Origin of the sequence: Curtobacterium sp. MWU13-2055, from assembly GCF_023242305.1 — a bacterium.
Taxonomy (GTDB): Bacteria; Actinomycetota; Actinomycetes; order Actinomycetales; family Microbacteriaceae; genus Curtobacterium.
Genome location: NZ_JALLIO010000001.1, coordinates 586,046 through 610,562 on the forward strand (window position 1 = coordinate 586,046; position 24,517 = coordinate 610,562).

Annotated in this window: 19 protein-coding genes; 7 read left to right on the forward strand and 12 right to left on the reverse strand. The window is 70.5% G+C overall.

What is annotated here, in order from left to right; genetic code table 11:
• Positions 1-70 precede the first annotated feature (70 nt).
• From acnA to dut, 4 genes are all read right to left on the reverse strand, one after another.
• The gene (acnA, locus tag M4960_RS02685; RefSeq protein WP_123292691.1) at positions 71-2,887 is read right to left on the reverse strand and encodes an aconitate hydratase AcnA; all 2,817 of its coding nucleotides are present in this window, start codon (positions 2,885-2,887) and stop codon (positions 71-73) included.
• A 129-nt stretch (positions 2,888-3,016) separates the two neighbouring features.
• Complete coding sequence (locus tag M4960_RS02690; protein WP_248703378.1) at positions 3,017-3,808, reverse strand: DUF3159 domain-containing protein; 792 nt, start codon at positions 3,806-3,808, stop codon at positions 3,017-3,019.
• 25 nt (positions 3,809-3,833) lie between these two features.
• Positions 3,834-4,571, reverse strand: a complete 738-nt coding sequence (locus tag M4960_RS02695; protein WP_228505736.1) for a DUF3710 domain-containing protein — start codon at positions 4,569-4,571, stop codon at positions 3,834-3,836.
• A complete protein-coding gene (dut, locus tag M4960_RS02700) occupies positions 4,568-5,059 on the reverse strand; it encodes a dUTP diphosphatase (RefSeq protein ID WP_123292689.1) in 492 nt (163 codons plus the stop codon). Before dut ends, M4960_RS02695 begins: the two co-directional genes overlap by 4 nt.
• A gap of 66 nt (positions 5,060-5,125) precedes the next feature.
• Here dut and M4960_RS02705 point away from each other — a divergent pair, with 66 nt between their 5' ends.
• Positions 5,126-5,557, forward strand: a complete 432-nt coding sequence (locus M4960_RS02705) for a DUF3093 domain-containing protein (RefSeq protein WP_123292688.1) — start codon at positions 5,126-5,128, stop codon at positions 5,555-5,557.
• 127 nt (positions 5,558-5,684) lie between these two features.
• Here the strand turns inward: M4960_RS02705 and M4960_RS02710 are convergent, their stop codons facing one another.
• On the reverse strand, positions 5,685-5,984 hold the full coding sequence (locus M4960_RS02710) for a DUF4193 domain-containing protein (RefSeq protein WP_031263038.1): 300 nt from the start codon (positions 5,982-5,984) through the stop codon (positions 5,685-5,687).
• A gap of 267 nt (positions 5,985-6,251) precedes the next feature.
• Here M4960_RS02710 and sepH point away from each other — a divergent pair, with 267 nt between their 5' ends.
• A complete protein-coding gene (gene sepH / locus M4960_RS02715) occupies positions 6,252-7,286 on the forward strand; it encodes a septation protein SepH (protein ID WP_248703379.1) in 1,035 nt (344 codons plus the stop codon).
• A 28-nt stretch (positions 7,287-7,314) separates the two neighbouring features.
• Here the strand turns inward: sepH and M4960_RS02720 are convergent, their stop codons facing one another.
• A complete protein-coding gene (locus M4960_RS02720) occupies positions 7,315-8,481 on the reverse strand; it encodes an alkaline phosphatase family protein (protein ID WP_248703380.1) in 1,167 nt (388 codons plus the stop codon).
• A 26-nt stretch (positions 8,482-8,507) separates the two neighbouring features.
• On the opposite strand from M4960_RS02720, the gene M4960_RS02725 reads away from it, so the two are divergent.
• Entirely contained in the window at positions 8,508-10,994 is a 2,487-nt protein-coding gene (locus M4960_RS02725) for a DNA topoisomerase (ATP-hydrolyzing) subunit A (protein WP_248703381.1), read from the forward strand.
• Positions 10,995-11,258: 264 nt separating this feature from the next.
• Here M4960_RS02725 and M4960_RS02730 read toward each other — a convergent pair whose 3' ends face one another.
• A complete protein-coding gene (locus M4960_RS02730; protein ID WP_248703382.1) occupies positions 11,259-13,385 on the reverse strand; it encodes a type IIA DNA topoisomerase subunit B in 2,127 nt (708 codons plus the stop codon).
• Between the two features lie 168 nt (positions 13,386-13,553).
• Here M4960_RS02730 and M4960_RS02735 point away from each other — a divergent pair, with 168 nt between their 5' ends.
• A complete protein-coding gene (locus tag M4960_RS02735; RefSeq protein ID WP_071255055.1) occupies positions 13,554-13,778 on the forward strand; it encodes a hypothetical protein in 225 nt (74 codons plus the stop codon).
• A gap of 137 nt (positions 13,779-13,915) precedes the next feature.
• Here the strand turns inward: M4960_RS02735 and M4960_RS02740 are convergent, their stop codons facing one another.
• The 5 genes from M4960_RS02740 to M4960_RS02760 form a co-directional block, all read right to left on the reverse strand.
• Entirely contained in the window at positions 13,916-14,689 is a 774-nt protein-coding gene (locus tag M4960_RS02740) for a type 1 glutamine amidotransferase (protein ID WP_248703383.1), read from the reverse strand.
• Positions 14,686-15,945: a MurT ligase domain-containing protein gene (locus M4960_RS02745; RefSeq protein WP_173168481.1), complete on the reverse strand. Its 1,260-nt coding sequence runs from the start codon at positions 15,943-15,945 to the stop codon at positions 14,686-14,688. Before M4960_RS02745 ends, M4960_RS02740 begins: the two co-directional genes overlap by 4 nt.
• A gap of 4 nt (positions 15,946-15,949) precedes the next feature.
• Positions 15,950-17,200 (reverse strand): RNA polymerase sigma factor, encoded by a 1,251-nt coding sequence (locus M4960_RS02750; protein WP_123292681.1) that lies wholly within the window; start codon positions 17,198-17,200, stop codon positions 15,950-15,952.
• Between the two features lie 193 nt (positions 17,201-17,393).
• The gene (locus M4960_RS02755) at positions 17,394-18,713 is read right to left on the reverse strand and encodes a nitrate/nitrite transporter (RefSeq protein WP_248703384.1); all 1,320 of its coding nucleotides are present in this window, start codon (positions 18,711-18,713) and stop codon (positions 17,394-17,396) included.
• A gap of 156 nt (positions 18,714-18,869) precedes the next feature.
• A complete protein-coding gene (locus M4960_RS02760; RefSeq protein WP_173168764.1) occupies positions 18,870-19,799 on the reverse strand; it encodes a proteasome assembly chaperone family protein in 930 nt (309 codons plus the stop codon).
• Between the two features lie 75 nt (positions 19,800-19,874).
• On the opposite strand from M4960_RS02760, the gene M4960_RS02765 reads away from it, so the two are divergent.
• The 3 genes from M4960_RS02765 (at position 19,875) to sucB (ending at position 24,454) form a co-directional block, all read left to right on the forward strand.
• A complete protein-coding gene (locus tag M4960_RS02765) occupies positions 19,875-21,353 on the forward strand; it encodes a leucyl aminopeptidase (protein ID WP_248703385.1) in 1,479 nt (492 codons plus the stop codon).
• Between the two features lie 154 nt (positions 21,354-21,507).
• Positions 21,508-22,881, forward strand: a complete 1,374-nt coding sequence (gene lpdA / locus M4960_RS02770; protein ID WP_123292677.1) for a dihydrolipoyl dehydrogenase — start codon at positions 21,508-21,510, stop codon at positions 22,879-22,881.
• 73 nt (positions 22,882-22,954) lie between these two features.
• Entirely contained in the window at positions 22,955-24,454 is a 1,500-nt protein-coding gene (gene sucB, locus M4960_RS02775; protein WP_131878746.1) for a 2-oxoglutarate dehydrogenase, E2 component, dihydrolipoamide succinyltransferase, read from the forward strand.
• Positions 24,455-24,517 lie beyond the last annotated feature (63 nt).

Consider the following 24,517-nt stretch of genomic DNA (forward strand, 5'->3'; position numbering starts at 1 on the left):
GCCCGTGGCGGGTTCGCCACGGGCCTCCAGTCCGTCCTGTGGTCGCGTCAACGACCCGTGCGCGGCTCGCTCAGACGAGCGAGCGGAGCACGTACTGCAGGATGCCGCCGTTGCGGTAGTAGTCGGCCTCACCCGGGGTGTCGATCCGGACGACCGCGTCGAACTCGACCGGCTGCTTGCCGGCGGGCGAGTGCTCGCTCGGCGTCGCGGTGACGTGCACGGTCTTCGGGGTCCGGCCTTCGTTGAGCTCGGTCAGCCCCGAGATCGAGACGACCTCGGTGCCGTCGAGCCCGAGGGACTCGACCGTCTCGCCCGCCGGGAACTGCAGCGGGACGACGCCCATGCCGATCAGGTTCGAGCGGTGGATCCGCTCGAAGCTCTCGGTGATGACGGCGCGGACGCCGAGCAGGTTCGTGCCCTTCGCCGCCCAGTCGCGCGACGAGCCCGAGCCGTACTCCTTGCCACCGAAGATGACGAGCGGGATGCCCTGCTCCTGGTAGTGCTGCGAGGCGTCGTAGATGAACGACTGCTCGCCGTCGGCGGTCGTGAAGTCACGGGTGTAGCCGCCCTCCACGCCGTCGAGCAGCTGGTTGCGCAGGCGGATGTTCGCGAACGTGCCGCGGATCATCACCTCGTGGTTGCCGCGACGCGAGCCGTAGGAGTTGAAGTCCTTGCGGTCCACGTCGTGCTCGGCCAGGTACTTGCCGGCCGGGCTGTCCGCCTTGATCGAGCCGGCGGGCGAGATGTGGTCGGTCGTGACCGAGTCGCCGAGCTTCGCCAGCACGCGGGCGCCGGAGATGTCCGACACCGCGTCGGGCTGCATGGTCATGCCCTCGAAGTACGGGGGCTTCCGCACGTAGGTCGACTCCTGGTCCCACTCGAAGGTGTCGCCCGTGGGGGTCGGCAGGTTCTTCCAGCGGTCGTCGCCCTCGAACACGGAGCCGTACTCGTGGGTGAACATCTCGGTGTCGATCGACTCGTCGATGACCTGCTGGACCTCGGCCGCGTCGGGCCAGATGTCCTGCAGGTAGACGTCGTTGCCGTCCTGGTCCTTGCCGAGGGCGTCCTTGTCGAAGTCGAAGTGCATCGACCCGGCGAGGGCGTACGCGATGACCAGGGGCGGGGACGCCAGGTAGTTCATCTTGACGTCGGGGTTGATGCGCCCCTCGAAGTTGCGGTTGCCCGACAGGACGGCGGTGACGGCCAGGTCGTTGTCCTGCACGGCCTGCGAGATCTCCTCGGGCAGCGGGCCCGAGTTGCCGATGCAGGTGGTGCAGCCGTAGCCGACCGTGTAGAAGCCGAGCTGCTCGAGGTAGGTCGTGAGACCGGCCTTCTCGTAGTAGTCGGTGACGACCTTGGACCCGGGCGCGAGCGTCGTCTTGACCCACGGCTTCGAGGTGAGGCCCTTGGCGGCGGCGTTCCGCGCGAGGATGCCGGCCGCCATCATGACGGACGGGTTCGACGTGTTCGTGCACGAGGTGATCGCGGCGATCGCGACGGCACCGTGGTCGATCGTGAACGGGTCGGCCCCGTCCATCGCGACCTTCGTCGGGGCCGAGGCCGTCGACGGGGCGCTCGACACGTAGACGTGCTCGTGCAGGTTGGTGTCCTCGTTGGTCGAGCCCGCGGCGATCGGGTCGGAGGCCGGGAAGGTCTCCTCCACCGCGTCGTCGAGGTCGGTCTGCTCGCTCGGGGTCGTGTAGTTGTTCAGGTCGACCTCGAACTGGTCCTTCGCCTTGGACAGTTCGATGCGGTCCTGCGGACGCTTCGGCCCCGAGATCGACGGCACGACCGTGGAGAGGTCGAGTTCCATGTACTCGGAGTACGCCGGCTCGACCGAGGCGTCGTGCCACAGGCCCTGCGCCTTGGAGTACGCCTCGACCAGGGCGATCTGCGCCTCGTCGCGACCGGTCAGGCGCAGGTAGTCGAGCGTGACGTCGTCGACCGGGAAGATCGCAGCGGTCGAGCCGAACTCGGGCGACATGTTGCCGATGGTGGCGCGGTTCGCGAGCGGGACGGCACTGACGCCCTCGCCGTAGAACTCGACGAACTTGCCGACGACACCGTGCTTGCGGAGTTCCTGCGTGATGGTGAGCACCACGTCGGTCGCGGTCACGCCGGCCGGGATCTCACCGGAGAGCTTGAAGCCGACGACCTTCGGGATGAGCATCGACACCGGCTGGCCGAGCATCGCTGCCTCGGCCTCGATGCCGCCGACGCCCCAGCCGAGCACGCCGAGCCCGTTCACCATCGTGGTGTGCGAGTCGGTGCCGACGAGGGTGTCCGGGTAGGCGTAGGTCTCACCGTCGAAGTCACGCGTGTAGGTGACCTTCGCCAGGTACTCGATGTTGACCTGGTGCACGATGCCGGTGCCCGGCGGGACGACCTTGAAGTCCTCGAACGCGGTCTGGCCCCAGCGGAGGAACTGGTAGCGCTCCCCGTTCCGCTCGTACTCGAGGTCGGTGTTGCGCTGGAGTGCGTCCGTGCTGCCGAACAGGTCGGCGATGACCGAGTGGTCGATGACCATCTCGGCCGGGGACAGCGGGTTGATCTTGTTCGGGTCACCGCCGATGTCCGCCATCGCCTCGCGCATGGTGGCGAGGTCGACGATGCACGGCACGCCCGTGAAGTCCTGCATGACGACGCGCGCCGGCGAGAACTGGATCTCGGTGTCCGGGTCGGCGTCGGGGCGCCAGGAGCCGAGCGCGCGGATCTGCGCCTCGGTGACGTTCTTGCCGTCCTCGGTGCGGAGGAGGTTCTCGAGCAGCACCTTCAGGCTGTACGGGAGCTTCTCGTGCCCGGGCACCGTGTCGATCCGGTGGATCGCGTAGTCGACACCCCCAACCGACAGTGTGTCCTTCGAGCCGAAGCTATTGACTGCAGCCACCGTGCCGCCTCCCTACTGATCGGTTTGCCCTCATCATCGCGGGCCGTGGTCCGTCCCACCAGCAAGGCAAACCTAATCCCGCTGACGCCGGAGCGCCGGACGGGAAAGTCTCTTGATGTCGAGACAACTCTACACCGTGACGGCGTCGTCCCTCCGCACGAACACGGTGCGGACCAGCAGCCAGGTGACCCAGAGCACGGCGGCGTAGAGCGGGACGCCGAGGATGAGCTTGAGGCCGGCGAGCAGCTCGACCTGCGCGGTGAGGTAGAGCGGCACCTCGACGGCCAGGCGGAGGGCGAAGAGCCCGACCCAGATCCAGGTGGCGACCGTCAGCACGCGGCGCTTGACCGGGTCGGCGCGCCAGTCGACGTGCGAGCCGTCCTCGTTCGCCGGCAGCAGGAACCCGACGACCAGACCGATGAGCGGCCAGCGGACGGCCAGCGACACCAGGAGCCCGACCAACCACACCGAGTTGATGATGATCCCCGGGATGAAGTTGCTCTCGGCGCGTCCGGTGATGAGGGCGAGGCCGGCCGACACCGCGACGCCGAGGATGCCCGCGAAGGACATCGTCAGCGACTGTCGCTGCACCAGGCGGAGCACGACGAAGACGAGTCCGACGACGACCGGGATCACGACGCTCGGCACGAGCTCCTTCGTGATCGCGTAGACGACGAGGAACGCGAACCCGGGCAGCACCGACTCGGCGAGCCCGCGGATCCCGCCGACCGCTCCGAGCAGCGCGCGCCCGGAGGGCGCCTCGCCGGGGGCGACGCGGGCGATGCCCGCGTTCTGCACCGCGTCTCGGAACTGCGAGGAGAACGACGGCGCCGCCGGCGCAGCGTCAGGGATCCCAGCGGACGCGGGCACGGCTTCGGAGCCGGCCGTCTCGGGTCGGTGGGTGTCGTCGTGTTCCGGCACCGTGCCTCCAGGGCGGGTCAGGTCGTCAGATCGCGGTCTGCGTCGACTTCGGCATGTGCAGCGGGATGAGGTCGCGCGGCGGCATCGGCGTCGTGCCGCGCACGACGACGACGCTGCGGAACAGCTCCTCGATCTCGCTCGCGTCGTCGGGCTGCTCGGCGGCCTTGCCGGCGATCACGCCGCGCAGGAACCAGCGCGGGCCGTCGACGCCGACGAAACGGGCCGGACGGACGCCGGCGGTTCCGCCGTCGCCGTCGACCGCGACCGGCACGGACGCGCGGAGCTCGGGGCCGAACGGGCCGTCGACCTCGGTCACGACACCGCCCTGGCGCTCGATCTGCTCGGCGATCTGTGCGCGGATCTCGTGCCACAGACCCGTCGAGCGCGGTGCGGCGAACGGCTGGACCTGCAGCGTCGAGTCGTCGTAGTCGAGCCCGACCGCGACGACACGCTGCGAGCCTTCCTCGACCTCGAGGCGCAGGTGCAGGCCCTCGCGCGGCAGGACCTTCACGCCGCCCAGGTCGACGTACGGACGGACCAGGTTCGCCTCGGTCTCGTCGTGCGGGCCGTTCTCGGCACGGTCCTCGGGTGCGGACTTGTCCGTCGGGGCGACCCCGTCGACCTCGTCGAGGTCCGCGTCGGCGTCCGTCGCGATGTCGACCTCGGGGGTCGTGTCCGCGATCTCGACCTCGTCGGCGACGGCCTCGGCCACCTCGACCTCGGCCACCTCGCCCTCGTCACGCTTGCGTCGACCGAACTTCATGCGCGCGTTCCTTCCTGAACATCATCGGCGGCGCCGGTCACGGCACCGCTCCGGTCACCGTAGCCGGACGAGCCGAAGCCACCCTGGCCCCGGACGCTGTCGGGGAGTTCCTCGACGTGCGTGTACGTCACCCGCGGCACGGGCATGACGATCAGCTGTGCGATCCGGTCACCCACGTGCACCTCGTACGGCTCGGACCGGTCGGTGTTGAGCAGCGAGACCTTGATCTCACCGCGGTACCCGGAGTCGACCGTGCCCGGGCTGTTGACGACGGTGATGCCGTGCTTGGCGGCGAGCCCGCTGCGCGGGACCACGAACGCGGCGTACCCCTCGGGGAGTGCGATCCGCAGCCCGGTCGCGGCCAGGTGGCGCTCGCCCGGCTGCAGCACGAAGGCCTCGGTCGAGACGAGGTCGGCACCGGCGTCGCCGGGGTGGGCGTGTCCGGGGCGGTTCTCCCCGGTCCAGAGGACGTCGACTGGTTCGGTCACGTGTCGAGGGTAGTGCAGAGACGTGACCCGACCGTGACCTGCCCCGAGTCGTGGTCGAATGGACCCGTGACCCTGTACCGCGAACGACTCTGGGCCCCGCCCGCCCTGTACCTGGCGACGGCGCTCGTCATCCCCGCCACCCTGCTCGTGTTCCTGCCCATCAGCGTGCTCGCCGGTGTGCTCGTGGCGATCGGCATGGAGCTCGGCGTCCTCGTGCTCCTGTGGGCACTCGCACCCACCATCGAGGTCACGGACAGCGAGTTCCGCGCCGGCAAGGCGCACCTCCCCCGTGCACTCGTCGGCAGCGTCGAGGCGTTCGAGGGTGCCGAGGCGACCACACAGCGCGGCCCGAAGCTCGACGCACGGGCGTGGACGCTCTTCCGCGGCTACGTGCGCGGGGTCGTCAAGGTCGAGGTCCGCGACGACGCCGACCCGACGCCCTACTGGCTGGTCAGCGTCCGGCAGCCCACGAGGGTGGTCGAGGCGCTCCGGTCCTGACGGACCGCGACGGGCGGACGGGAGGCCCGGCGCGCGTCCGCCCCGCACCGTACGACGAAGGCCCCGCATCCTGGAGGATGCGGGGCCTTCGGTGATCGGTGCGTCTAGAGCGCCGCGACAGTGCCTGCTACAGCGCTGCGCATTCCGCGCAGACCGGCCCGAGCTTCGACTCGTGGTCGAGCTGGGAGCGGTGCTTCACGAGGAAGCACTCGACGCAGGTGAACTCATCGACCTGCGGGGGCAGCACCACGACGTCGAGGTCGACGTCGCTCAGGTCCTGCCCGGCGAGTTCGAAGCTGCCGGGGTTGTCCGAATCATCGTCGACGACCCCCGACATCTTGTCGGGAACGCGCTCCTTGAGGGCCTCGATCGACTCCGAATCGGAGTTGTCATCGGTCTTCCGGGGGGCGTCGTAATCGGTGGCCATGCCCATCCATTTCTCGTATCGAGAGGTCGTCGCCGGGTGATCGGCGGCGACAGTTTGCACTACGTCCCGCCAGAGTGCAAACCGAGATCTGCGGCGGGTCGTCACGGCGCTGCAACCCGTGACCGGATCGGGACATTCCCGACACCCGTCGCCACTGATGCGCAGACTCCGCGGCACGCCCGTGCGCCTCCGTGGAAACCGTCCGCGACCACTGCATACTCACGGGGTACGACGCACGACCGTACGCGACGCTGGGAAGGCTGGACCATGCAAGACGTGAGAGTCATCGGAGTCGAGGCAGGCGCACTCCTCCTGGCGACCGACGGCGGTACCGAGTTCCGGTTGCCCGTCACGTCCTCGCTGCCGGGGCAGGTCCGTCAGGCCAACCCCGACGCCGGTCCGCAGAAGCGGGTCTCCCCCAAGGACGTCCAGGCACGCATCCGTGGTGGTGCCGACGCCGCCGACGTCGCGGCTGCGCTCGACGTCGACGTCGAGTACGTCCGACGCTTCGAGGGCCCGGTGCTCGCCGAGCGCGCGTTCGTCCTCGACGCCTCGCACCGCGTCCCGGTGACCCCGGTCGACGACGAGGCCCCCGACACGTTCGGTGCGGCGATCACCGCGAAGCTCGAGGCCGGCGAGGCCACCGCGATCAGCTGGGGCTCGTGGAAGCACCCGGAGAGCGGCTGGCAGGTCCGGGTCCGCTACACCGCGGCCGAGGTCGAGCACGACGCTCAGTGGCGCTTCGACCCGAAGACCTCGACGCTCGTGCCGGACAACGGCGACGCGCACCGGCTCTCGCACACCGACGACGAGGGCATCGCGCCCCGCCTGCGCGCCGTGGAGTACGAGCAGCAGGACGACGACGGCACCCGCTTCGACTCCGGCGCCTTCCGCGTCGAGGAAGAGGACGAGGCCGTCACGAACCCCGACGTCCCCGACCGCGCCCCGCTCCGTGCACCGCTGCCCCGCATCGGCCAGGCGGCCGTCGAGGAGCGCGCACCCGGCAACGAGACCGCCGACCTGCTCGAGGCGCTCCGCCGCCGCCGTGGGGAGCGCGAGGCCGCCTCGTTCGGCGAACAGCGTGACGAGCCGGCACGCGGCACCTCGATCAGCGTCGTCGACATCCCGCTGCAGGGGTTCGAGGACGAGCCCGAGGGTGACACCGTCCCGGCGTCGGCCGACGCCCGTCCGGCATCGGCGCCCGAAGCCGAGGGCCGTGCGGAGCGCAAGAAGCGCAACCGCCGGTCGATGCCGAGCTGGGACGAGATCGTCTTCGGCACCCGCCCGGAGGACCCGGCCTGATCAGCTCGGACTGACCCGCGGACGGCTGCTACTGCGCGAACGCCCCGGCGAGCCGCAGCGGGACGAACGTCTCCTCGTCGGTCATCGCGCCGTGCTGACCGATCATGCGCTTCGGAACCTCGCCGTCCCGCAGCGCGCGGTCGTCGTTGAACGCCCACGACCCGCGTGCCACGACGATCACGTCGCCGATGCGCGGGACCACCTGTGGCGAGACCGCACCGAACCACCCGGCGGCGATCGCCTCGTCGCGGCTCGCGACGTACGCCTTCTTGCCGTAGCGCGCCCGGAACGCCCCGACCAGCCCGCGCACGTCGGTGCCCGGCGCCACCGTGAGCTGGCGGCACCGCGGATCGCCCGCCACCCCGACGACGTCCGTCAACAGGAGCGGGTCGATGGCGATGTTCGCGTGGTCGGGCACGTCGAGCACACCGTGGTCCGCGGTGACCAGGACACCCACGTCCGACGCACCGCGGGCATCGAGGCGGGCGAGCTCGCCGTCGAGCAGCTCGAGCGTCGCCGTCCACCGGTCGGACTGCCACCCGGACTTGTGGCCGATCGAGTCGAGCTCCGGCACGTACAGGTACACGAGCGACCGACCGGTGGCGGTCTCGGCCAGGGCAGCGTCGATGCGCTCCGGGATCGTGTCCGCCGACACGTACCGCGCGCCGCCGAGGACGTTCGCGGTCATGCCCGACGCCCGGTACCGATCGGGGCCGATGACGACGGGGTCGACGCCGAGCTCCGCGGCGCGGGTGAAGAGCGTCTCGGTGAGGAACCAGTCCGCGGGGACCTCGGTGTCCCACCCGCCCAGGAGGTTCATCACGGCGCCGGTGTCCGGGTTCCAGCCGCTGTAGCCGACGACGCCGTGCGTGCCGGGCGACCGTCCGGTGGTCAGGGTGCTCAGCGCCGCGGCCGTCGTGGTCGGGAACCCGCTGCGCAGCTTCTTCGCGGTGCCGGAGCCCTTGGCGGCCGTGAGCCAGCGGGCGTGCCCGGCGCGAGCCGACAGCGCGACGCTCCCGAGGCCGTCGACCAGGACGACGATCGCGGAACGGGCGGGACGGAGGGCGATCCGGGCCTCCAGGCCGTGGTCACGCGACCACGCGCCGTCCGCAGCCCCGAGCGCCACGAGGCAACTCGGGAAGACGTCGGCGAGGTTCGCGGCGGCGTCGGGGGCCGTCGGTACGCTTGTTCCCATTCCAACGAGTCTTCCAGAAAGGTGCCATGGCACGCACGGACGCAGTCGGCCTGCCCGACGGTGAGCGCATCGAGGACGTCGACGTCTCCGAGGAGATGCAGGGCTCCTTCCTCGAGTACGCGTACTCCGTCATCTACTCGCGGGCGCTGCCCGATGCGCGCGACGGCCTGAAGCCCGTCCAGCGGCGCATCCTGTACCAGATGGCCGAGATGGGCCTGCGGCCCGACCGCGGGCACGTCAAGAGCGCCCGCGTCACCGGCGAGGTGATGGGCAAGCTGCACCCGCACGGCGACGGCGCGATCTACGACGCGCTGGTGCGGATGGCGCAGCCGTTCACGATGCGCGTGCCGCTGATCGACGGCCACGGCAACTTCGGGTCGCCCGACGACGGTCCCGCTGCCGCCCGGTACACCGAGGCCCGCCTGGCCGAACCGTCGATGGCGATGACCGAGGGCCTCGGCGAGGACGTCGTCGACTTCGTCCCGAACTACGACAACCAGATCATGCAGCCCGGGGTCCTGCCCGCGGCGTTCCCGAACCTGCTCGTCAACGGCGCGTCCGGCATCGCGGTCGGCATGGCGACGAACATGGCGCCGCACAACCTGGGCGAGGTGGTCGAGGCCGCGAAGCACCTGCTGATGAACCCGCAGGCCACCCTCGAAGAGCTGATGGAGTTCGTCCCGGGGCCGGACCTGCCCTCCGGTGGCACCATCGTCGGGCTCTCCGGGGTCCGCGATGCCTACGCCACCGGGCGCGGCACGTTCCGGACCCGGTCGAAGGTGAGCGTCGAGAACCTCACCCCGCGCAAGGTCGGGCTCGTCGTCACCGAGCTGCCGTACCTGGTCGGCCCCGAGCGCGTCATCGAGAAGATCAAGGACGGCGTCCAGTCCAAGAAGCTCGTCGGCATCTCGGACGTCAACGACCTGACCGACCGCAACCACGGGCTCCGGCTCGTGATCGGCATCAAGAGCGGGTTCAACCCCACCGCGGTGCTCGAGCAGCTGTACAAGCACACCCCGCTCGAGGACGGATTCGGCATCAACAACGTCGCGCTCGTCGGCGGGTCCCCGCGCACGCTCGGGCTGCGCGAGCTGCTCGACGTCTACGTGCAGCACCGGCTGTCGGTCGTCACCCGGCGGTCGGAGTACCGGCTCGCGCGTCGTCGCGAGCGGCTGCATCTGGTCGAGGGCCTGCTCATCGCGATCCTCGACATCGACGAGGTCATCCAGGTCATCCGCACCTCGGACGACTCCGAGGCCGCACGGAGCCGGCTCCGTGACGTCTTCGACCTGTCCGAGGTGCAGGCCGAGTACATCCTCGAACTGCGGCTCCGACGCCTGACGAAGTTCTCGCGCATGGAGCTCGAAGCCGAGCGCGACCAGCTGCTCGCCGACATCGCTGCGCTCGAGGAACTCCTGGCGTCCGACGAACGGCTCCGTGCCCAGGTCGCGCTCGAGCTCACCGAGGTCTCCGACAAGTTCGCCACCCCTCGCCGAACCCTGCTCACCGAGGCCGACGCCCCCGTCAAGGGCGGTCGCAAGGCCGCGGTCGACCCGGAGTCCCTCCAGGTCGCCGACTCGCCGTGCCGCGTGCTGCTCTCGACCACCGGACGGCTCATCCGCGTCGACATCCCGACCTCGGAGCTCAACATCGTCCGCGTGCCGAAGCGCTCCAAGCACGACGCCGTCCGGTCCGCCGTGGTGAGCACCGTCCGGGGCCAGGTCGGCGCGCTGACCTCGACCGGGCGGGTCCTACGGCTCTCCCCCGTCGACGTCCCGGCGGTGCCGCCCGCCGCGGTCCGGCTCGACGCCGGCGTACGGGTCACCGACTTCCTGGTGCTCACCAAGGGCGAGACGGTCGTTGCACTCGTCGACCTGTCCGGCGCGTCGTCGGACTGCCTCGCCATCGGTACCGCGCAGGGCGTCGTGAAGCGCGTCGTCCCCGGAGCCTGGCCCGACAAGCCCGAGTTCGTCGCCATCGGCCTGAAGCCCGGCGACGCGGTGATCGGCGCCGCCCAGGCACCCGAGTCCGACGACCTGGTGTTCATCAGCTCGAACGCCCAGCTCCTGCGCTTCCCCGCGTCCGGCGTCCGTGCCCAGGGCTTGCCGGCCGGCGGTGTCGCGGGCATGGCGCTGGCGTCCGGGTCCTCGGTGATCTGGTTCGGGTCCGTCGCCCAGTCCGACGACGCCGTGGTCGCCACCGTGTCCACGACCTCCACGGCGCTTCCGGGCACCGACTCCGGCCGCGCCAAGGTCTCCGCCCTGTCCGAGTTCCCCGCCAAGGGCCGGGCGACCCAGGGTGTCCGGGCGCACGCGTTCCTGAAGGGCGAGGACGGGCTCACCGTGGGCTGGGCGGGCATCGCTCCCCCGCACGCGGTCGGTACGGACGGCGCCGCGCGGACCCTGCCCGACTGGCTGTCGAAGCGTGACGGATCGGGGGCGCCGCTCGAGGCCGTCATCGGCTCGATCGGCGGCAGTGCTGCAGCGCTCGACGGCACCGCCGGCGACGCGTAGCGCGCGGCTCCGGGGCGCGGGCGCGCGGCGCGCGGCGCGCGCTTTCGCGCCCAGCGACAGTTCACGGGCCGATGGCCGCGTGAACTGTCGCTGACCGCGTGAGATCGCACGCCCCGCCAGCCTGGAGGCGCGGGGCAGCCCCGCCACGGGCCTCCGACGGGCACGCGCGGACTTTCGCGCTGAGCGACAGTTGGCGCGCCGGCAGCCGCGTGAACTGTCGCTCAGCGCGTGAGAACGCACAGCGCGCCCGGCGCCGCCGCGCGGCTACGCGTCGATGCGGTCGCGGTCCAGACCCTCGCCGGCCAGAATGAACTCCTTGCGCGGGGCCACGTCGTTGCCCATGAGCAGCTCGAACACCTTCGCCGCGCTCTCGGCGTGCGTGATGTTCACCCGCCGCAGGGTCCGGTGCGCGCGGTCCATGGTGGTCTCGGCCAGCTGGTCGGCGTCCATCTCACCGAGACCCTTGTACCGCTGGATCGGCTCCTGGTACTTCTTGCCGGTCTTCTCGAGCTTCTTCAGCACGGTCTGCAGTTCCTGCTCGGAGTACGTGTAGAGCGTGTCGTTCGGCTTGCCGCGGTTCACCACGACCACCCGGTGCAGCGGCGGCACGGCGGCGAACACCCGGCCCTGCTCGATCATCGGTCGCATGTACCGGAAGAACAGGGTCAGCAGCAGCGTGCGGATGTGGGCGCCGTCGACGTCGGCGTCCGACATGATGATGACCTTGCCGTAGCGCGCCTGGTCGATCTCGAACGTCCGGCCGGAGCCGGCACCGATGACCTGGATGATCGACGCGCACTCGACGTTCGACAGCATGTCCGACACGGACGCCTTCTGCACGTTGAGGATCTTGCCGCGGATCGGCAGCAGCGCCTGGTACTCGCTGTTGCGTGCGAGCTTCGCGGTCCCCAGCGCCGAGTCGCCCTCGACGATGAAGAGCTCGGTGCCCTCGGTCTCCTGCGACCGGCAGTCCGCGAGCTTCGTCGGCAACGAGGAGTTCTCGAGCGCGTTCTTCCGGCGCTGCGTTTCCTTGTGGGCGCGGGCCGAGATGCGGGTCTTCATCTCGGCGACGACCTTCTCGAGCAGGGTCGCGGCCTGGGCCTTCTCGGTGCGTTGCGTCGACGTCAGGATCTCGGTGATGCGCTTCGACACGACCTGGTCGACGATCTTGCGCACCGCCGGCGTGCCGAGGATCTCCTTCGTCTGCCCCTCGAACTGCGGCTCGGGCAGTCGGACGGTCAGCACGGCGGTCATGCCGGCGAGCACGTCGTCCTTGTCGAGCTTGTCCTGCCCGACCTTGAGCTTGCGGGCGTTCGCCTCGACCTGTGCTCGGACGGCCTTGACCAGACCGGACTCGAAGCCGGCCTGGTGCGTGCCGCCCTTCGGCGTGGCGATGATGTTGACGAAGCTGCGGAACACCGTCTCGTAGCCGTCGCCCCACCGCAGCGCGAGGTCCACCTCGCAGGAGCGCTCGACCGAGGTCGACACCATGTGGCCCTTGTCGTCGAGCATCGGGACGGTCTCGGTGAAGGTCCCGGTGCCCTGCACGCGCCAGACGTCGGTGACGGCGGTGTCGGCCGCGAGGTGCTCGACGAACTCGCCGATGCCGCCCTCGTAGCGGAAGCGCTCGACGACCGGGCCGGCCTCGACGGCGGTCCCCGTCGCCTCGGCACGCGCAGCTGCGGCCTCGATCGAGGACACGCGCTCGTCGGTGATCGTGATGCCGAGTCCGGGCACCAGGAACGCCGTCTGCCGCGCCCGGGTGACCAGGTCATCGGTGCTGAACCGCGCATCGGCGGTGAAGATCTGCCGGTCCGCCCAGTACCGGATCCGGGAACCCGTGACGCCCTTCTTCACCTTGCCGACCACCCGCAGCTCGCTGCCCGAGGTGAACGGGCTGAACGGGGCGTCCGGACCGATGCCCTTCGCGTCGTCGAACGTGCCGGGCTCGCCGCGGTGGAACGACATGGCGTAGGTCCTGCCGCCGCGGTCGACCTCGACGTCGAGGCGCTCGGACAGCGCGTTGACCACCGAGGCACCGACGCCGTGCAGACCACCGGAGGCCGCGTAGGAGCCGGAGCCGAACTTGCCACCGGCGTGCAGCTTGGTGAACACGACTTCGACGCCGGTCAGTCCGGTCTTCGGTTCGACGTCCACCGGGATGCCCCGGGCGGTGTCGCGGACCTCGACCGAACCGTCGGCGTGCAGCACGACGCCGATCTCGTCGCCGTGCCCCGCCAGGGCTTCGTCGACGGAGTTGTCGATGATCTCCCACAGGCAGTGCATGAGCCCACGGGAGTCGGTCGAGCCGATGTACATCCCCGGACGCTTCCGGACCGCCTCGAGCCCTTCGAGGACGGAGAGATGGCGTGCGGAGTAGTCGGAGCTCACCGTCCGATGCTACCGAGCGGCACCGACACCCTCGGCGTGGACACTCGCACTGGGGACAACCGATCCGCGCTCAGCGAAACAGCGCTGCACAATGCATCGTTCTCAGGCATCACGTGTTGAAATGGTGCAACCACCCGGCACCACCTGCGATCCGTGAGGAGCACAGCAATGACCCAGACCGTGCAGGACCCCTCCATCGACGAAGTCAGCAACCACCAGCTGACCGCCGCCGACCGTTGCGACAGCTGCGGAGCGCAGGCCTACATCCGAGCCACGATGTCGAGCGGCGAGCTCTTCTTCTGCGCGCACCACGGCGCAGAGTTCAAGGACAAGCTCGCGGCGACCGCCATCGAGTGGCACGACGAGAGCAGCCGACTCTACGAGTCGAAGTAGCGCGCGAAGGCGCGAGCACAGCAAGACGGGAGGCCCGGTGCCAGCTGGCACCGGGCCTCCCGTCTGTCTGTTGCCCGTCTCAGAACGCGCTGAGACGACGAAGGCCGGGTCCCGTCGGGACCCGGCCTTCGCGAGCGTCACGCGATGCGCTTGAACGCCTTGTCGACGTAGCGATCGACGGTCGCGCGCGCTTCGCGTGCGTAGCGGTCGATGGTCGCCGTCTGCTCCGGGTCCGGCGAGTACTCGCGGCCCAGGCGTGCGGCGGCCGCGGCGAGGACACCATCGGTCAGCTGCGGGTTGAGCGGCAGGATCGGACCCTGCGTGTGCGTGCCGAACGACGTGCCGACGATCGCCCCCTCGACCGGGGTGCCCGCCTGGTTGCCGCCGCCGGACACGACGTCGGCGAAGGGGGTGACCCCGGCCGCGAGCTCGATCGTGGTGGCGTGGTCCTCGAAGCCGGCGAGCCGCTTCGGCGCACCGGGGAGCAGCGGGTACCGGGTCTCGAGGACGAAGTAGTTGACCCGACGTTCCGCACCGCGGACGGCGCGGGCGTCGAACACGCCGAACCCTGCAAGCGGAGCACCCTCGGTGGGGACGACCTCGTTCGTCGCCAGGTCGAACCCGCCGCCGACGGCGATGACCGGCACACCGTCGCTCGCGAACGAACGGAGCGGAGCGGCGATGCGGGCGACGTCGGCACCGAGCGAGCGCATCGCGCTGAGCGGACCGTTGCCGATGACCACGACGTCGGCCGCGGCGGGCAGGTCGTCGCCGGGCGCGTACTCGAGCACCTCGGTGTCGAGGCCGGCTGCGGCGGCACGGCGGACGAGGGCCGCGACGTTGCCGCGGTCCCCCGAGACGCCCATCTGCCGGGGGTAGACGTGCAGGATGGTCAGCCGGTCGGCCGTCATGCGGTCTTCTCCATGTCCGGGTGGCCGAGGGCCTTGCGGGCGATCATCATGATCTCGTAGTTGACGATGAAGTTCTTCGTCCCGCTGGTCGTCGACCCGAGCTGCTCCATGTGCTTGATCGCGGCCTCGACGTCGGGGTCGACCCGGCCGATGCGGACACCGGCGTGCTCGAGGGCGATCGCGATCTGCCAGGCCTTGTCACCGGAGACGACGTCCACGTGGTCGAGCTTCGAGAAGTCGATGTCGTAGATCCAGGAGATGTCCGGCGTGCCCTCGTCGATCGCCATGAGGACCTGCTCGGGGCGGTCCGGCAGCGCGTCGAGGTTGAGCTGGAGGCTCGCGGCGTTCTTGAACATCGTGAACTCGGCGGACTCGCCGGCGATCGGGAGTCGCTCCCCGCGGCCGTACGCCGGCTTCATCGTGCCGAAGGCCTTCGTGACGGCGTCGGCGCGGAACTGCGTGCCGAGTGCCGCGCTGGCCGTGGCGGTGGCAGCAGCAGCGTCGACCGCGTAGTGCAGGCCGCGTGCGGGCAGGCGCACCGCGATGTCGGCACCGTCGAAGCGGATCGTCGCACCGTCACCGGTGTTCACGACGACCTCTGACTCAGCGACGTTCGGCTGGGCGTCCTGCCGGTCGAAGTCGTCGGCGTTCTGCAGGCCGTTCGGTGCGGCGGCGACGACCTCGGCGCTCGCACCGAAGCGCAGCACGCGCTGGCCGGTCCGCGCCACGTAGGCGTCGAGGAACTGGTCGTCACGGTTCGTGATGACGTTCGCCGTGGACAGTGCCGCGGTGTCGAGCATCATGTCGGCGACGCGCTCGGTCTCGAAGAACCGGTACAGCTGGTCGACCTGCACGTTGAGCATCGTCACCGTGGACGGCGACAGGATGCCGGCGAGCTCGACCGCGAAGGCCTCGTCGACCTCGAGGATGCCGATGTCCGCCTTCAGGCGACCGGTCAGCGACACCTCGGACAGCAGCGCCGACGCGATGCCCTGCGGCAGGTTCGCCCCGGACGGGTTCGTGAAGACGCGGAGCCCGTGCGCCCGGACGATGTCCGAGATCATGTGCGTGGTCGTCGACTTGCCGTTCGAGCCGAGCACGAAGACGACGCCGTTCGGGAACTGCTTCGTCACGTGCTGCAGGAAGTCCGGCACGAGCTTGAGCACGATGAAGCCGGGGTACGCGGATCCCCCGCCCCGCGCTCTGGCGAGGGCACGGAGGATCCGCCCGATCAGGATCGGGATGAAGAACCGCATCGGCCTACTCGAGGTAGTCGCGCAGCGACTGCGACCGCGACGGGTGGCGGAGCTTCGCCATCGTCTTGGACTCGATCTGACGGATGCGCTCACGCGTCACGCCGAACGTGTCACCGATCTGGTCGAGGGTCTTCGGCTGGCCGTCACCGAGGCCGAAGCGCATGCGGATGACGCCCGCTTCACGCTCGGACAGGGAGTCGAGCAGGCTCTCGAGCTGCTTCTGCAGCATGGTGAAGCCCACCGCGTCGGCCGGCACGACCGCCTCGGTGTCCTCGATGAGGTCACCGAACTCGGAGTCGCCGTCCTCGCCCAGGGGCGTGTGCAGGGAGATCGGCTCGCGACCGTACTTCTGCACCTCGACGACCTTCTCCGGGGTCATGTCGAGCTCGCGGGCGAGCTCTTCCGGAGTGGGTTCGCGACCGAGGTCCTGCAGCATCTGGCGCTGGACACGAGCGAGCTTGTTGATGACCTCGACCATGTGCACCGGGATGCGGATGGTGCGGGCCTGGTCGGCCATGGCGCGGGTGATCGCCTGACGGATCCACCACGTCGCGTAGGTCGAGAACTTGAAGCCCTTGGTGTAGTCGAACTTCTCGACCGCACGGATCAAGCCCAGGTTGCCCTCCTGGATGAGGTCCAGGAACTGCATGCCACGGCCGGTGTAGCGCTTGGCGAGCGACACCACGAGGCGGAGGTTCGCGCCGAGCAGGTGCGACTTGGCGCGCTGTCCGTCGCGGGCGACCCAGCGCAGCTCACGCTCGGCCGGCTTGGTCAGCCCGGTCGAGTGCTGCAGCTTGTCCTCGGCGAACAGGCCGGCCTCGATGCGCATCGCGAGCTCGACCTCCTGCTCGGCGTTGAGCAGGGCGACCTTGCCGATCTGCTTGAGGTAGTCCTTCACCGGGTCGGCGGTCGCACCCGTGATGGTCGTGGAGTAGACCGGGGCTTCGTCGTCGTCGGTCTGCGAGATGACGAGCGCGCCAGCGGCGACCGCAGCGGCGGCGTCGGGCTTGATCGCCTTGTCGTCGGTGTCCTCGACGTCCTCGGTCGGCTCGTCGGTGGCTTCGTTCGCCTCGTCGACGGGGTCGACCTTCTTCGCCTTCGGGGCGGCCTTCTTGGCCGGGGCCTTCTTGGCGGGGGCCTTGGTCGCGCGCTTCTTCGGCGCGGCGGTTCCCTCGGCGTCCGTGGCGTCCTCTGCCACAGCACCTTCGGGCTGAGTGTCCTTCGTGGGATCGATCGTCGTGCTCCGGGCAGCCATGCGATCACCTCTCTCGTCGTGCCACGTTCGTGGGGTCGTGGCCTCCCTCGCCGCCCAGGGCCCGAGCCGCAGTCCCCCGCGTCGTCGAGTCCTACCGTTCCGGGCAGCACTAAGACCCATGTCAAGTCCCCCGGGTTGATCGGCGCTCCGAAGTGCTCCGACAGGATGGGGGTCCTGAGTGGGTCCGTGATCATTATTGCACGTGCCGCTTCCGCAGGCGCGCAACGAGTGCAACCCAGAGCGGTCCGACGCGTATTCCCTCCTCCGCGTGGAGCACCCGGCGCGTGCGGTGCCGGGCGTGCAGCAGCATCGCGACACCGAACCCGACCACCACGTACTGCACCGTGAGGGCCACGCGGAAGTTGTCCCAGGCGAACACGGTCTCACCGGTGACGCGGGACATCACGTCGAGCAGCAGCCCGATCAGGTACATCATCACGAAGGCCGCCAGGAACCCCCCGACGTTGACGACGCCGTTCGCGGACCCGAGGGAACCGACGGGGTTGAACGTCCGAGCGAAGTCGAACCCGATCAGCGAACCGGGGCCGCCGATGCCCATCGCCACGACGAGGAGCACGAGCAGCCAGGTCGGCGGGTGGCCGGGCCAGAGCAGGATCGCGGTCCACACCACGGCGAGCAGCACGACCACGCCGAGCACGAGGTTCGAGCGGCGCATCGGGAACCGCGCGCACAGCAGCCCGAGCACCGGCCCGGCCACGAAGCCCACGGCGACGATGATCGTCAGGAAGCCGGCGGCCTCGGCGGGGCTGTACCCGAGCCCGCGGAGCATCGGGACGCCCCACAGCAGCGAGAACACCGTGCCGGACGACTGTGTCACGTAGTGGGACCAGAACCCGAGCTGCGTGCCCGGTCGACGCAACGCGTGCCCGAACGTGCGGAACGCGGCGCCCCACGAGTGCGGCAGCGGGATCGTTCCGGTCCGCACGACCACGGGGCCGTTGCGGACGAAGACGAACGCCAGGACGAGCCCGACGGCACTCGCGGCGGCGGCGACCCCGAACGCGGGCGTCCACCCCGCGGCGTGCAGGAGCACCGCGAACGGGAACGCCGACAGGATCTGGCCGATCTGCCCGAGGTTGCCCGTCCACTGCGAGATCTGCGGCAGGATCCGGCCGCTGAACCACATCGGCACCAGGCGGATCGCCGAGATGAACGTCATCGCGTCGCCGGCACCCACGAGCACCCGGCCCGCGATCGCCGGGCCGATCGTCGGCGAGAAGGCCACGACGGCCTGGCCGACCACGAGGAGTGCGGCGCCGAGCAGGACGAGCTTGCGCGGCCCCACCCGGTCGAGCGCGACGCCCACCGGGATCTGGAGTCCGGCGTACACGGCGATCTGCACGACCGCGAGCGTGGACAACACCGCCGCCGAGACGGCGAACCGGTCCTGCGCGTCCACTCCGGACACCCCGAGCGAGGACCGCTGCACGACCGCCAGGACGTAGGCGAGCACCGCGATGCCCCAGATCAGGTAGGCGCGACGGGAGTTCACCCCGACAGGCTACCGATCCGGCGGAGCCGGATACGCGACGTGTGTCGCCGACGCAGGTGACGTCCTGGTCGCGACCGGACGACCGACGGGAGGGACGGTGCGGGCCCGCCCCGGGCCTCCAGGCCGCCGTTCCGGACCGTTCAGGGCCCGACCCGGCTACTCGCCGCCGTCACCCTGGGTGCGACGATCCGCCAGGAAGCGCTCGAGCTCGGCCGCGATCGCGTCCGCGGTCGGCACCTCGCCGTCGACGTCCGTGAGCGGCGACGCGACCGGGTTGCCCTCCATGTACGTGTCGTGCCGTTCCTCGAGCACACCGACGAGTCGCTGCAGTTCGGCGTTGCCGGCGACCTGCTCCTCGACCCGGGTGAGGAACTCGCGACCCGCCTCGCGCAGGGCGTCCGTCGGGAAGATGAGGCCCGTGGCCGCGGCGATGCCGGACAGGGCCGCGACGGCCGCGTCCGGGAACTCGGTGTCCGACAGGTAGTGCGGGACGAGCAGGACGAGCCCGGTGACCTGCGCGCCGGTGGATGCGAGCCGGTGCTCGACGAGGTGCAGGACGTTCGCCGGCGCCTGGGTCTCGGGCTTCCAGACGCTCATCTGCTCGACGAGGTCGGCGCGGGTGCCGGAGACGGTCAGGCTGATCGGGCGGGTGTGCGGGACCGGCATCGGGATGGACTGCACCCAGGTGGTGTCCGCGACCTGGAGCCGGGCGGCGAGGCCGGTGACGGCGTCCACGAACCGGTTCCACTGGAAGTCCGGCTCGTAGCCGGACAGGAACAGGAACGGCTGGCCGATCTCGTCGCGCACGAGGTGCAGCGCCAGCCGGGGCGGCTCGACGGCGGCGATGTGGTCGTGCTCGAAGGTGATGACGGGCCGGCGAGCACGCCAGTCGAGCAGCACGTCGGGGTCGAACTCGGCGACGAGCTGCGTGTCGAGGTCGTCGAGCACCGACGCCGTCACCTGGGCAACGGCCGAACCGGCGTCCGCGAAGCCGGTGAGCCCGGCGACCAGGTGCAGCCCGGCCGGGACGGTCGGGGCGGCCTCGTCGAACGTGTAGAGCTCCTCGGGGTGGTTCACCGTCCCCATGCTAGGCGTGGCCACCGACGCCCCCGCGCGGGACGGCCACGCCGACAGCGAACAGTGCGTGGATAGGGTTGGAGCATGGTCCGACCGACGCTCTCCACCGACTCCTCCGCCCCCTCCTCGATCTCCGCCGACGTCCTCGTGGTCGGTGTCCGGCCCGGTGCCGACGGTGCCCCCGCGACGATCGCCCAGCCGGCCACGACACCGTTCTCCGCGCTCGACGACCTCGACCTCGCGGCGATCGGCGCGACGGGCGCCAAGGACCAGCTCGTGCGCATCCCGGCCGTCGGCGTCGACGCCGCGAGCATCGCGCTCATCGGGCTCGGCACCGGGACCGACGCCGCCGCGTACCGCTCGGCCGCCGGCAGTGCCGTCCGCCAGCTGCCGCACGCCGCGTCGATCGCCCTCGCGCTGCCGACCGACACCGACGCACTCGTCGAGGCAGCGCTCGAGGGCGCCGCGCTCGGCGCCTACGCCTTCACGCGGCACAAGGGTGCCGGCACGACCGGGCCGACGCGTGGCGACCAGCGCGTGACGGTCCTCGCGCCGTCCGCCGCGACGGACGCCGCGGTCCGTCCGGCGATCGTGGCCGACGCCGCCTCGCTGGTCCGCGACCTCGTGAACACCGCAGCGGGCGACCTGGGACCACAGGACGTCGCCGACGTGGCGACCGCGCTCGCCTCGGACCTCCCGCTCACCGTCGAGGTCCTCGACGAGCAGGCACTCGAGGAGCAGGGCTTCGGCGGCATCCTCGGGGTCGGGCGTGGTTCGGCGCGTCCCCCGCGCCTGGTCGTCGTCCGCTACGCACCGGAGTCCGCCACGAAGCACCTCGCCCTCGTCGGCAAGGGCATCACGTTCGACTCGGGCGGGCTCTCGCTCAAGCCGGCGGCGTCGATGCTCGGCATGAAGACCGACATGACCGGCGCCGCCACGGTGCTCGCTGCGACCGTCGCCGCCGCACGCCTGGGCCTCGACGTGCGCGTCACGGCCTGGCTCGCACTCGCCGAGAACATGCCGTCGGGCACGGCGACCCGCCCGGGTGACGTCCTCACCCTCAAGAACGGCAAGACCGTCGAGGTCACGAACACCGACGCCGAGGGCCGCCTGGTGCTCGGCGACGGCATGGCCGCCGCCTCGCTCGAGACGCCCGACGCCATCGTCGACGTGGCCACCCTGACCGGCGCGCAGGTCGTCGCGCTCGGTGACCGCACCACCGGCCTGATGGGCAGCGACGACCTCGTCGCGAAGCTCCGTGCCGTGGCCGAGGGCGTGTCGGAGCCGATCTGGCCGATGCCCCTGCCCGAGGAACTCGACGCCCGGCTCGCCAGCGACGTCGCCGACATGGTCAACGCCACGGTCGGCAACCCGGCCGGCGGCATGCTGCTCGCCGGCAAGTTCCTGGAGCGCTTCGTCGGCGAGGGCATCCCGTGGGCGCACCTCGACATCGCCGGTCCGTCCGAGCACAAGGGCGGCGGCTACGGGTGGCTCGGCAAGGGCGCGACGGGTGTGATGGTCCGGACGCTCATCGCGCTCGCAGAAGACCTCCAGTCCGAGTAGTAGGTTTGGTACCGGTGGGACGGGGCATCGACGCGCCTCCCACCGGTACTGCACGGGACGGGACCGGAACCACGCGGTCCGACCGTCGGACGCCGCCCCCGCGGTGTCCACGTAGGGCCCGATCGGCCCGACACGCACGAGGGAGTTGCACCAGGTGACGGAACAGACTTACGACGTCGTGGTCCTCGGTGGCGGGAGCGGTGGCTACGCCGCTGCGCTCCGGGCCGCCGAACTCGGCATGAGCGTCGCGCTCATCGAGGGCGACAAGCTCGGAGGGACGTGCCTGCACCGTGGCTGCATCCCCACCAAGGCGCTGCTGCACGCGGCCGAGGTCGCCGACGCGACGCGTGACGCCGAGAAGTACGGCGTGATCGCGGAGTTCGCCGGTGTCGAGGTCCCGAAGGTCATCGAGTACCAGCAGGGCGTCATCACCTCGAAGTACAAGGGCCTGCAGGGCCTCATCAAGGCCCGCGGCATCACCGTCGTCGAGGGCTGGGGTCGACTGACCTCGCAGAACACCGTGCAGGTCGGCGACCAGAACATCGTCGGCAAGAACGTCGTGCTCGCGACCGGCTCCTACTCGAAGTCCCTGCCCGGGCTCGAGATCGGCGGCCGCGTCATCACCTCCGAGACCGCACTGCGCATGGACTACGTGCCGAACAAGGTCGTCATCCTGGGCGGCGGCGTCATCGGCGTCGAGTTCGCCAGCGTCTGGAAGTCCTTCGGCGCCGAGGTCACGATCGTCGAGGCGCTCCCCCACCTCGTCCCCGCTGAGGACGAGTCGATGTCGAAGCAGCTCGAGCGCGCCTTCCGCAAGCGCGGCATCGAGTTCTCGCTCGGTGTCCGGTTCCAGGGCGTCGAGCAGCACGAGAACGGCGTCGTCGTGACGCTCGAGGACGGCAAGACCTTCGACGGCGACGTCCTGCTGGTCGCCGTCGGACGTGGCCCGGTCACGCAGAACGTCGGCTTCGACGAGGTCGGCGTCGCCATGGACCGCGGCTTCGTCACCACGAACGAGCGCCTCGCCACCAACCTGCCGAACGTCTACGCGGTCGGCGACATCGTCCCCGGCCTGCAGCTCGCGCACCGCGGCTTCCAGCAGGGCATCTTCGTCGCCGAGGAGATCGCCGGCCTGAACCCGGTGATCATCGAGGACAAGAACATCCCGAAGATCACGTACTCCGACCCCGAGGTCGCCTCCGTCGGCCTGTCGCAGGCCAAGGCCGAGGCCGAGTACGGCGCCGACAAGGTGGACTCGTACGAGTACAACCTGGCCGGCAACGGCAAGAGCCACATCATCGGCACGTCCGGTTCGGTCAAGGTCGTCCGCGTCGTCGACGGCCCCGTCGTCGGCGTGAGCATGATCGGCGCCCGCGTCGGCGAGCTCATCGGTGAAGCCCAGCTCGCCGTGAACTGGGAGGCGTACCCGGAGGACATCGCTCCGCTCGTGCACGCGCACCCGACGCAGAACGAGGCCCTGGGCGAGGCGTTCATGCACCTCGCGGGCAAGCCGCTGCACGCGCTGTGACCCGCACGAGTCCGCGCCCTGTGACAATGACATCCACAACAACTGCAACCCCCCGCGAAGAGGAGTCCACCCGATGAGCGAATCCGTCAGCCTCCCGGCGCTCGGCGAGAGCGTCACCGAGGGCACGGTGACCCGATGGCTGAAGAACGTCGGTGACCGGGTCGAGGTCGACGAGCCGCTGCTCGAGGTCTCGACCGACAAGGTCGACACCGAGATCCCGTCGCCCGTCGCCGGCGTCATCGAGGAGATCCTCGTGCAGGAGGACGAGACCGTCGAGGTCGGCACCGCGCTGGTGAAGATCGGCGACGGCTCGTCCGACTCCGGTTCCTCCGACTCCGGTTCGTCCGACGAGTCCTCGAACGAAGCCGCTGCCGAGGCAGAGGCCCCCGAGGCCGAGCCGAGCACCGAGCAGGAGTCCGAGACCCCCGCCCCGGAGCCCACCGAGCCCGAGCCGGCCCCCGCCGGACAGACGCAGCCCGCGGCCCCGCAGGCCCCGTCGGCACCGCCCGCAGCCGCTCCGGTCCCGCAGGCCGCTCCGGTCCCGCCGCCCGCCGCCGCACCCCCGGCCGCCGTCCCGGCGCCGGCCGCTGCCGCACCCGCACCGGCCGCGCCGAGCGCGACCACCGCCGCCGCGGTGCCGAACCCGACGCAGGACGGCGCAGCCTCCGGCTACGTCACGCCGCTCGTCCGCAAGCTCGCGAACGAGCAGGGCGTCGACCTGTCCACCGTCACCGGTTCCGGTGTCGGCGGGCGCATCCGCAAGGAGGACGTGCTCGCGGCCGTCGCGAAGGCCCCGGCCGCCGGTGGTGCAGCTGCACCCGCCGCCGCGTCCGGTCCGTTCGTCGCCGAGGTCTCGCCGCTGCGCGGCACCCGCGAGAAGATGACCCGCCTGCGCAAGGTCGTGGCCGAGCGCGCCGTGCAGTCGATGACCTCGACCGCACAGCTCACGAGCGTCGTCGAGGTGGACGTCACGAAGGTGGCGCAGTTCCGCGACGCCCACAAGGCGGAGTTCCTCGAGAAGACCGGTTCGAAGCTCTCCTTCATGCCGTTCTTCGCCCTGGCGGCGTCCGAGGCGCTCAAGGCCCACCCGAAGATCAACTCGACCGTGGAAGGCGACGAGATCGTCTACCCGGAGTCCGAGAACGTCTCCATCGCGGTGGACACCGAGCGCGGCCTGCTGACCCCGGTCATCAAGGACGCAGCCTCGCTCGACCTGGCGCAGTTCTCGAAGTCCATCGCGGACCTGGCGGAGCGTACCCGGAACAACCAGCTCAAGCCCGACGAGCTCGCCGGCGGTACGTTCACGCTGACGAACACCGGTTCGCGTGGCGCGCTGTTCGACACCCCCGTGGTGTTCCTGCCGCAGTCGGCGATCCTCGGGACCGGCATCGTCACGAAGCGTCCCGCGGTCGTGAAGGTCGACGGCCAGGAAGCGATCGCGATCCGTTCGTTCGTGTACCTCGCGCTGTCGTACGACCACCGGATCATCGACGGTGCGGACGCCTCGCGCTACCTGGTCGCGGTCAAGAACCGCCTGGAAGCGGGCAACTTCGCCCCCAACCTCGGGTACTGACCCCAGCACCCCAGCACCACGGCCGACGGCCCCGGTTCCCCCTCGTGGGGAGCCGGGGCCGTT